Raw genomic sequence first — 9,479 nt, forward strand, 5'->3', positions numbered from 1 at the left:
GGTAAGAACACAAATGGCGCATTAGCGAACGTATTGATCATACTGGCCAGATCACCCATTTGTGGGTAGGCCTCAATCAAGGACTTGCCATCGATAATCAAACCTGGCGCGGTGAGGATGTTGAAAATCCCCATCAACAGACCACCGGCGACAATGGCTGGAATAATGGGAACAAAAATGTCTGACAGCCCTTTTACCGCACGTTGTAGCCAATTTTGTTTCTCGGCACCGGCGGCAGCGACGTCTTTCGACGACATATCTGACTGACCCGTCAATTTGCTGAACTCAGCATAAACATTATTGACAATGCCCGAGCCGAAAATGATCTGTAACTGACCACTGACTTGGAACTGCCCTTTCACACCTTCAATTGATTCAATCGCGCTTAAATCCGCGAGGCTATCATCATGAAGTGCGAGTCTTAGCCGCGTGGCACAATGTGCCGCCGCTGCGATATTTTCTTTTCCACCCAGTTTATCGAGTAGTTGTTGTGCTATTTTTTGGTAGTTCATGGCTACTTCCCCTGCACGCTCTCACTGTCTTTGCCACCGTCGCTATTTTTTCTAATGTGGCCGTCACACGTTCCACACTTTCGGGAACGATCCCGAAAATAATGAGCTGAATCCTTTAATCCATCAAGTATCAGGGATTATGGCTGTGATACCGATCAGTAAATCATGGTTCACCCCCTGCCATAAATGTGATATTTATCACTAAAAAAAGGGAGTTTGGATAGGTTTGTTTGCAAAGGAGCACTAAATGCACCGATGATGATGCGCTAAGCAAAGGAGAACTCATGGCTAGCTTGAATGATGTCGCCCGTTTGGCGGGTGTTTCCAAATCAACCGTGTCACGCGTAATTAACCAAGAATATGGCGTGAAACCAGCGACCATTGAAAAAGTGAACCGCGCCATCGAGCAATGCGGCTATGTCGTTAACCAAATCGCTAAGGATTTAAAATCCAATAAAACTAACCTTATCGGTGTCATTGTCCCACGAGTGTCATCCCACGCCATGTCAGCCAGTGTCGATGGCCTGAGTCATGTGTTTGATCAAAAAGGGAAACAAGTGCTTTTGGCTAACACTCGCCAGGACGATCAGCGTATTTGTCATTATCTCGATTTATTCAACCAAAAACGCGTAGAAGGGATCCTACTGTTTGCATCGACACTCAACCCCGCCTTGGTCCAAGCAATTAAGCGCTCGAGTGCACCAGTCGTGGTGATTGGTCAAGATGGCTCTCCTTACAGCATCCCCAGCGTGATTCATGATGATTACCGGGTTGGCTTTTGCGCCGGCGAGCAACTGATTAAAGCCGGTTGTCAACGTATCGGATTCCTAGGTGTGCAAGCCGCAGACATCGCGGTTGATCAGCAGCGCTATCAAGGACTTGAGAATGCGTTGACCACACTCAGTCAAACCGAACCTTTATTCCATTATCAAGGGCAATTCTCGATTCAATCTGGCCATGTCGCGATGACCGCTATGCTCGATCAATATCCAGAGACAGACGGCGTTTTTTGCGCCACCGACCGTATTGCTATTGGTGCCATCCAAGCCCTACAAACACATGGGATCACACCGGGTCACACTGTGAAACTGATTGGTGTGGGTGATGATGAGCTTGCACACGTAGTATCACCGAGCCTATCCACCTTTAACTATGCCTTTGATGCGGCAGGTGAAAGCGGCGCAAAAATGTTGCTTGAATTACTGGAAACGGGACAAAGCCATGTCTCTAAATTAGTGATGGGATTTAACTACGTTAGCCGTGACACCTGCCCCTAAAAAGGCGATATGTTAAGCAGAAGAGGTAAATTCCACTTGCACTCTTACCCTCTTATTCGCTATTTTTGGAACGTTCCCGAAAATAGCATTGGTACGGATAGATGGAAATAACCCCAGCAAGCTTGGTTGATGCGTGCGGTGGCGCAGATAATCTGCGCCGCGTATTGCGTCATCAAGACAAAATAATCATTGAGCTCATTGAGCTTGAGCGCGTAAACCAAGAAGCCCTTTCAATCAATACGATTGACCATTCGCTGCGCCAAATCACACTTGCTCACCCCGTGAATCAGAACACACTGACGGCTCTGGGACGCCTTATCGATTACAACCTGCGTGAACAAGCCGCGCCCTGCTACGCTTCAATCAGCAAGACAGACTTCCATCGTCCAACTTGGCATATCAGTCCACCCCAAGGGCTGCTCAATGACCCCAATGGTTTTATCTATTTTCAAGGGCACTATCACCTTTTCTATCAGTGGTATCCTTTTGCCTGCGAGCACAAAGACAAATTTTGGGTGCATTTAATCAGCCCTGATGGGGTGCAATGGCGCAGCGCGCCCCTTGGTCTTACCCCCAGCGATTGGTATGACAGTCACGGGGTGTTTTCGGGTCACGCCATGGTAATAAACGACGCCTTATGGCTTTATTACACCGGCAACACCCGTATTGGCCCTGAGCGCCTACGCCAAACCACCCAGTGTGTGGCTCGGTCAACCGATGGCATTCACTTTGAAAAGCTTGGGCCAGTGATTGATGCCCCACCTGCTGGCGTCACCGAACATATTCGCGATCCCAAAGTCATTTATGATGGCGAACACTACCGGATGTTACTTGGCGCACAGCGTGAAGACAAAATAGGTCGCCTGGCGCAGTATTCCTCCATTGATGGCCTGCATTGGCGCTACGACGGATTGAGTGGCGACAGCTTCGGCGACCATGGCTATATGTGGGAATGTCCCGATCTGTTCCCATTAAACGACCAATGGCTGTGTATCCTCTGCCCACAAGGCAGCACAGCGCCAACGCCCGATCACCACGTGCCTCACCATAATGGTTACGCCAAAGCCACACTAGAAGCAGACGGCATCAAACTTGATGACTGGCAGATACTGGATCATGGGTTTGATTTTTATGCGCCACAGACAGCTCAGACCCCTGACAATAAGCGCATGCTAATAGCTTGGATGGGTCTCCCAGACGAGGTGGATCAACCCAGTCAAAGTGCGGGCTGGTTGCATCAGTTAACCTGTCCACGTGAGTTACGCTGGGAAAATGGGCAAATTTATCAGCGTCCAGCGACCGCACTGCAACGCCTCAGAGGTCCTCAGCAACTTTTAGTGATTCGCACCGAGAGCGACGCGACCTCCGTGGATTTGGGCACCAAGCAATTTGAGCTCAGTACCAGTCTACCCATTCCAAAAAGCGGACAATACACTCTGTATTTTCACAGTCGCAGTGGCATTGCTTCTCATGCGACATCGACGGAGCCGTCTGGTTGTGCCCTCACCATTGACGGCAACAATCGCACCCTAACGCTTGATAGAAGTACAAGCCTCGCCACGGAAGGAGACACCCGTCGCTGTATTCACTTGCCTGAGCAGTTGGAAGAGTTACCGCTACAAGTCCTCGCCGATACCAGCTCATTAGAGTTTTTTATCAGTAATGGCCAATGGACAATGACTAGTCGTTATTTCAGCGCTACCGACGCGACCTTTCTTGCTGTGACACGCGATCATCACGATGTCCCCCTACCAAAGGAGATTGATTGGTATGCGTTAAAGAAGGCGAGTGTGGGTTAAATCGATAAGAGAAAATAGAAAATGAACCCCCTAACTAAACAGGTTAGGCGACTTGGTTGAAGAGGCGCTTGTCACGATCAACGAATATGTTCCAAGTAAAAGCTGATTTAGCAATTTCAATTAATCCAACGCAATATCGACAGGGATGTTTTTTGTTGTATTGGTTACACTGTTACAACTGATTGTTCAGCTAAGCATGATATGGAAATAGAAGAAATTTATCGTCGAGATTTAAATTTGCTCGTCGCGTTGCGTATTTTAATTGAAGAGCTCAGCGTGGGCGATTACGAGAGTTACTCGCAGATACCTTGTTTACCCGCCAAGGGCAACATCTTATCCCAACAGAAAAAGCCCTATCCGTAAATCGTGCACTGGATCAACCACTCGCATCTTTTCAGCAGTTGTTATCACCACTTGATTTTAATCCTATGTGTTGCGAGCAGACGTTTACGATTGCAACAACCGATTATGCGATGCAAACCATCTTGCCATTTGCGCTTCCACGTCTCTATCAAGAAGCCCCGAATATCGCATTTGAGTTTTTGCCGCTTCAAAATGAACGACTAAAAGAGCAACTCACCTATGGCCGGGCAGATCTCGCGATATGTCGGCCTAGTCATCCCGAGGCCTTGTTACAGCATGAAACACTCGGGCGAGTAGGTGTGCTATGCCTTTTATCAAAACAGCATCCACTTGCCGATCAGCGTATGACGCTGGATGACTATCTGCAATTTCCTCATGCGATGATCGCAATCAGTGATGGTGTAAAAGCGCTAATTGAAAGCGCATTAGAGGATAAACCCGCACGAAGAATGGTACTTAGGGCGTATCATTTAGAGGCCGCCTTAGCGATTATCGACACCGTACCACTCATTATCACAGTACCGGCCGACTTAGCCTTCTTGGTGTCCGATCGTTACGATCTGGTGGTGAAATCACTCCCCTTTCATTTTACACCGTTCGATTACTCGATGATTTGGCACCCACGCTGTGAACATTCACCCGCACAGGAGTGGTTGCGAGGTATCCTCAAAGAAGAGTGTGGGAAACTGATTGCTAAACGTGTTAAAGACATTAAATTGGACGAGGTAAGGCCCTAGTGGACCTTACCTCTTTTTTAACGCGCTTGATTAAAGCTTGATGACAGTACGGCCAGATACTTGGCCATTAATAATTTTCTCGGCAAAATCAGGCGTTTCGTTTAGGGTAATTTCATTGCACGCTTGCTCAAAGTAACTCGCCGGTAATAGCGACGCGAGTTGCTCCCACGCAGCAATACGTTTTTCACGCGGGCAGCTAACGGAATCAATTCCTTGCAAGCACACATTTCGTAGAATAAATGGCATGACAGTGGTTGGCAGATCAAAGCCACCCGCTAATCCACAGGCAGCCACTGTGCCACCGTAATTCATTTGGCTGAGGACTTTCGCTAAAACCTGGCTACCCACGGTATCAATAGCGCCGGCCCAGCATTGTTTTTCTAACGGTCGAGGCGGCTCTTCCATAGAACTACGCTCAATGATTTGACTGGCACCCAGTGTTTTCAGTAACGACTCATTTTGTTCCACGCGACCTGTCACCGCTGCAACTTCGAAGCCTAATTGCGCTAATAAGGTCACAGCGACCGAGCCGACACCACCACTGGCGCCGGTCACGAGAACAGGGCCATTACCAGGCTGGACGCCCGCATCACGCAAAGCTTGAACACAGAGCATGGCGGTTAATCCGGCAGTACCCACCATCATGGATTGTTTTGGAGTTAGCTTCTCGCAAAGAGGAACAAGCCAATCTGCCTTTAGCCTTGCTTTCTGCGCCATCCCTCCCCAGTGGTTTTCGCCAACGCCCCAACCCGTGAGTACCACAGCATCGCCCGCTTGGTAGCGAACGTCGTCAGACGCCAGTACCCGTCCAACAAGATCAACGCCCGGTACCATCGGAAAGTGCCGGATGATCTTGCCTTTACCAGTAATCGCTAAGCCGTCTTTATAATTGAGCGACGAGTAATCAACAGCAACAAGCACCTCTCCGTTAGGAAGTTGTGACTCATCGAGTTGCTCGATATGTGAAATAGTTTGCTTGTTTTCTTGCTTGAGGACGAGGGCTTCAAACATATCAGTCTCCTAGACGATACCAATGGTTAATGACTCCCAGTCTAGCGCTGACTTGCCCATGATCTAAATGAAACTTTATCATGATGTCTATGCGCTTAAGTCATAATACGTTTACTTTACGATCAGCCTAAATTTCTGTTGAAGCTTCCTCTCAATAGGCTACTATCACGACGTCACTATCTACCGATATTCATTTTCTCGTATTAATGAAGGGGAACCTATGCTGCTAGCAACACTTGCGATTATCGCTGGATTTGCGTTGTTGGTATGGAGTGCCGACAGATTTGTCGACGGCGCGGCTGCGAGTGCTCAGTACGCCAACGTGCCTCCTTTATTAATCGGCATGTTGGTGGTCGGGTTTGGCACATCCGCGCCAGAAATGGTGGTTTCGGCGATGGCCGCGATGGATGGCAACCCGGCGTTAGCGCTGGGCAATGCGATAGGCTCTAACATCGTCAATATCACCTTAATTCTCGGGGTCACCACGCTGATCGCCCCGATTGCGGTGCATTCCACCATTGTCCGTAAAGAATTACCGATTCTTCTCGTCGTCACTTTGGCGGTTGGCGCCATGCTATGGAATTATGCCATTAGCTTTACCGAAGCCTTGATCTTAATCGGTGGATTTTTACTGCTGGTTGGATGGTCCATCAAGCATGCTATGCAAACCAATGACGATCCGCTCGCGCAGGAGGTGAATGCCGAGCTAACCAATCAACCACTTTCTAGAAAACAGGCGTTGATATGGCTGGTGATTGGCCTAGTGCTGCTGATTATTAGCTCGCGGATTTTGGTATGGGGCGCGGTTGAAATCGCGCAACAACTTGGCGTGAGTGATTTGATTGTTGGCCTAACCATCGTCGCCCTCGGCACTTCCCTCCCTGAATTGGCAGCGTCTATCATCGCTGCCCGCAAAGGCGAACACGATATCGCCGTGGGCAACGTGGTCGGCTCGAACATGTTCAATGCGCTGGCCGTGATTGGTATCGCCGGCCTTATCGAGCCCATTAACGAGATTGGTAGAGAAGTCTTCTGGCGAGATTGGATGGTGATGCTGGCTGTGACCGTATTGCTGATTTTGGTCTCTGTTCGCTTTGGCAAGACACGCGAAATTAACCGCGCGGAAGGGGTATTACTGCTCGCCTGCTATGTGGGTTACACCAGCATGCTGGTTTATGCGACGCACTCCGCTTAATGCTTAAAAGTGAAAGCGATTAAGAGCCAAGCACCTGCTGATTTCACACATAGTTACACAACAAGGCGCTGTAACGCTTTACATCAATCGCGACTAGATGAACACTACGTGGCACAGTACAATGGCAGCTCATGTCGCGTAGAGTCAGTAAAATACTATGAGTAACACGACGGCGAAGAAGCCGAGTCCCCTGTTTGAAATCCTGTTCAACGTTTTTATCCCCTCGATCATCCTGATGAAGTTGAGCGGAGATGAATACCTAGGCACAGCCACGGCATTGGTCGTCGCTTTGGCGTTTCCTCTCATATACGGCGGGATGGATCTGGTCCGCAACCAGAAATTCAATTTTATCGCTGCACTTGGCTTTATCAGCGTGTTACTGACAGGCGGTATTGGCTTGTTGGAGCTAGATACGCGTTGGTTAGCCTTAAAAGAGGCGCTGATCCCGGGCCTCATCGGTTTAACCGTATTGGGCTCAACCTTTACCCGCTACCCACTGATGCAAAAGTTAATATTGAATGACACCGTGCTCAACCTCTCGTTGATTAATCAGCGTTTAAAAGAGAATGGTCAATCCTCAGCCTTTGAACGTTGTCTGATGCGGTCTAACTATCTATTCGCCAGCACCTTTGCGTTTTCATCAGCGATGAATTACTTCCTGGCGACTTGGATCGTGACCAGCCCTGCGGGAACGCCCGCCTTTAATGAAGAGCTGGGTAAGATGACGCTATACAGTTATCCGATGATTGCTATCCCTAGCATGTTGATGATGTTCGGTATTTTCTATTACATTTGGCGTCAGGTACGCGCGATGACATCGCTAGAAACAGAGCAAATCTTCCACCTCAAATAACAACCCTGACACGCCTTACTTTGCCCCCGGCGCTGGGCGTTTCGGCTTTGTTTGAAACTGCTTAATGCTCTTTTTCGCATTCGTGCGTCGGTTGGCTTTCTTGTCGCGAGGAGCGCGTTTGCTTTCCCCTATCGATGGTTTGTCTGTCACCGGAAAACCGTCCAGCTCTTGCACCGGCAATGCTCTTTGCGTGAGTTGACGAATGGCGTTCAGTGCGTCCATTTCGCCATGACACACCAAAGACATAGCCACACCTTGTTCACCAGCACGAGCAGTGCGCCCCACGCGGTGAATATAGGTCTCGGCGTGCATGGGCAATTCAACATTAATCACCACCGGTAAGTGTTCAATGTGAATGCCACGCGCTAATAGATCGGTGGCGATCAACACGTTGATTTGGCCAGATTTGAATTGCGCCAGGGCTTGCTCTCGCTCGGTTTGAACTTTATTGCCATGAAGTGCACTGGCCGAGATGCCCGCTTTGTTGAGCTTTTTCGCCAAGCCATCGGCATTTTCTTTCGCTCCCACAAACACCAACACCTGCGGCCAAGCATGCTGCTTGATGCATTCAATCAAGGCTTTCGCTTTGCTACCTTTGTTGACCAAGTAAAATGTTTCAGTGACCTCTTGATTGGTGCTGTTTTCTTGATGCGCGGCGAGCTGTTTTGGCGCAACCATTAGCTGGTTGGCTTTTTGCTTGAGCGCATCGGAAAACGTCGCTGAAAACATCGCAGTTTGGCGTTTACGTGCAGTTTGCATCGCAATATTTTGCACATCCGGCCAAAACCCCATATCGAGCAAACGATCCGCTTCATCCAAAATAAGATAATGTACCGTGCTCAAATCCAAACCATTATTGGCTAAATCTACCAAGCGCCCTGTCGTCGCCACAAAAATGTTGGGATTGTCCGCCAGTGCTTGTTGTTGCGCCGCTTTATCAACACCGCCACACAAGCAAATGGCACTGAGATCTAAGGCGCTACCCACTTGGTTGATCGCGTCACTGACCTGCATCGCCAGCTCACGCGTTGGCACTAAAATCAGCGCTTGATGCTGAGGGTTTGCGTTTAACGCTTCCAGCAAAGGCAAACCGTAGGCAAGCGTTTTGCCGCTACCGGTGTTTGCCAATGCCAATACATCATGACCGGCTAACAGCTCTGGGATCGCCAACGCTTGAATGGCCGTTGGTTTTTTAAACGCGGTGGGCAGTGCGTGAAGCAATGTAGAACACAAGGAGAGAGCAGAAAACGGCATGAACGAGACCTTTATTTAGCGGCAGCCAACATCACAAAGATGCGTGAAAACAGGGCGCGGACTGTACCACACTCTGCTCGATAACCTCGCCTATTTTAGATACTCACACCGCGTTTATTCATTTCCACCCTTGACGCCACTTCTCATCATTTTTGAGCTCACGCCAGTCAATCGGATACTCTTTTTTCGATAGCACCGACTCGAGCACGCATAACACCACCACACCGTCTTCATCATACTCGACGTCGGAGACCAAAAAGTGCTTCTCGCGATGGATGGGTTTGACCGCCGTCCACTTGCTATTACGTAACTTGGCTGGATTGATTTGATTCACGCTCACCCCGTTAGATATTGATTCGGTTAAAAATAACGATACCCAGTACGAACGTGGTTCGGTTTGGTTCAGTGGTTGGGGTTGGTGCGGCCTCTCACGGGTACAACTCCACGCTCCTGCGTGGGAACAGACCAAGTCCAGCGG

8 protein-coding genes and 1 pseudogene are annotated in these 9,479 nt (G+C 49.2%); 5 read left to right on the forward strand and 4 right to left on the reverse strand.

Annotated features, from left to right (window positions below):
* Nucleotides 1–512: glucose PTS transporter subunit EIIB (locus tag BZG79_RS07415; RefSeq protein ID WP_199877603.1), on the reverse strand; the 512-nt coding region annotated here is incomplete at its 3' end.
* 284 nt (nt 513–796) lie between these two features.
* On the opposite strand from BZG79_RS07415, the gene BZG79_RS07420 reads away from it, so the two are divergent.
* The 3 genes and pseudogenes from BZG79_RS07420 (at nt 797) to BZG79_RS07430 (ending at nt 4,688) form a co-directional block, all read left to right on the forward strand.
* Nucleotides 797–1,789, forward strand: coding sequence for a LacI family DNA-binding transcriptional regulator (locus BZG79_RS07420; protein ID WP_077460941.1), 993 nt, complete (start codon nt 797–799; stop codon nt 1,787–1,789).
* A 101-nt stretch (nt 1,790–1,890) separates the two neighbouring features.
* Nucleotides 1,891–3,588: a glycoside hydrolase family 32 protein gene (locus BZG79_RS07425; RefSeq protein ID WP_077679468.1), complete on the forward strand. Its 1,698-nt coding sequence runs from the start codon at nt 1,891–1,893 to the stop codon at nt 3,586–3,588.
* A gap of 201 nt (nt 3,589–3,789) precedes the next feature.
* Nucleotides 3,790–4,688, forward strand: a pseudogene (locus BZG79_RS07430) (LysR substrate-binding domain-containing protein).
* A 30-nt stretch (nt 4,689–4,718) separates the two neighbouring features.
* On the opposite strand, the gene BZG79_RS07435 reads toward BZG79_RS07430, so the two are convergent.
* Nucleotides 4,719–5,699 (reverse strand): MDR family oxidoreductase, encoded by a 981-nt coding sequence (locus BZG79_RS07435; protein ID WP_077679470.1) that lies wholly within the window; start codon nt 5,697–5,699, stop codon nt 4,719–4,721.
* 220 nt (nt 5,700–5,919) lie between these two features.
* Here BZG79_RS07435 and BZG79_RS07440 point away from each other — a divergent pair, with 220 nt between their 5' ends.
* Both BZG79_RS07440 and BZG79_RS07445 read left to right on the forward strand, forming a co-directional pair.
* On the forward strand, nt 5,920–6,894 hold the full coding sequence (locus BZG79_RS07440) for a calcium/sodium antiporter (RefSeq protein WP_077460939.1): 975 nt from the start codon (nt 5,920–5,922) through the stop codon (nt 6,892–6,894).
* Between the two features lie 157 nt (nt 6,895–7,051).
* A complete protein-coding gene (locus BZG79_RS07445) occupies nt 7,052–7,747 on the forward strand; it encodes a VC0807 family protein (RefSeq protein ID WP_077679471.1) in 696 nt (231 codons plus the stop codon).
* A gap of 15 nt (nt 7,748–7,762) precedes the next feature.
* Here BZG79_RS07445 and BZG79_RS07450 read toward each other — a convergent pair whose 3' ends face one another.
* Together BZG79_RS07450 and BZG79_RS07455 are read right to left on the reverse strand one after the other, a co-directional pair.
* Nucleotides 7,763–9,001, reverse strand: a complete 1,239-nt coding sequence (locus BZG79_RS07450; protein ID WP_077679472.1) for a DEAD/DEAH box helicase — start codon at nt 8,999–9,001, stop codon at nt 7,763–7,765.
* 118 nt (nt 9,002–9,119) lie between these two features.
* Nucleotides 9,120–9,335: a TIGR02450 family Trp-rich protein gene (locus BZG79_RS07455; RefSeq protein ID WP_025744820.1), complete on the reverse strand. Its 216-nt coding sequence runs from the start codon at nt 9,333–9,335 to the stop codon at nt 9,120–9,122.
* Nucleotides 9,336–9,479: the final 144 nt, after the last annotated feature.

This window comes from Salinivibrio sp. MA427, assembly GCF_001996115.1.
Taxonomy (GTDB): domain Bacteria; phylum Pseudomonadota; class Gammaproteobacteria; order Enterobacterales; family Vibrionaceae; genus Salinivibrio; species Salinivibrio costicola.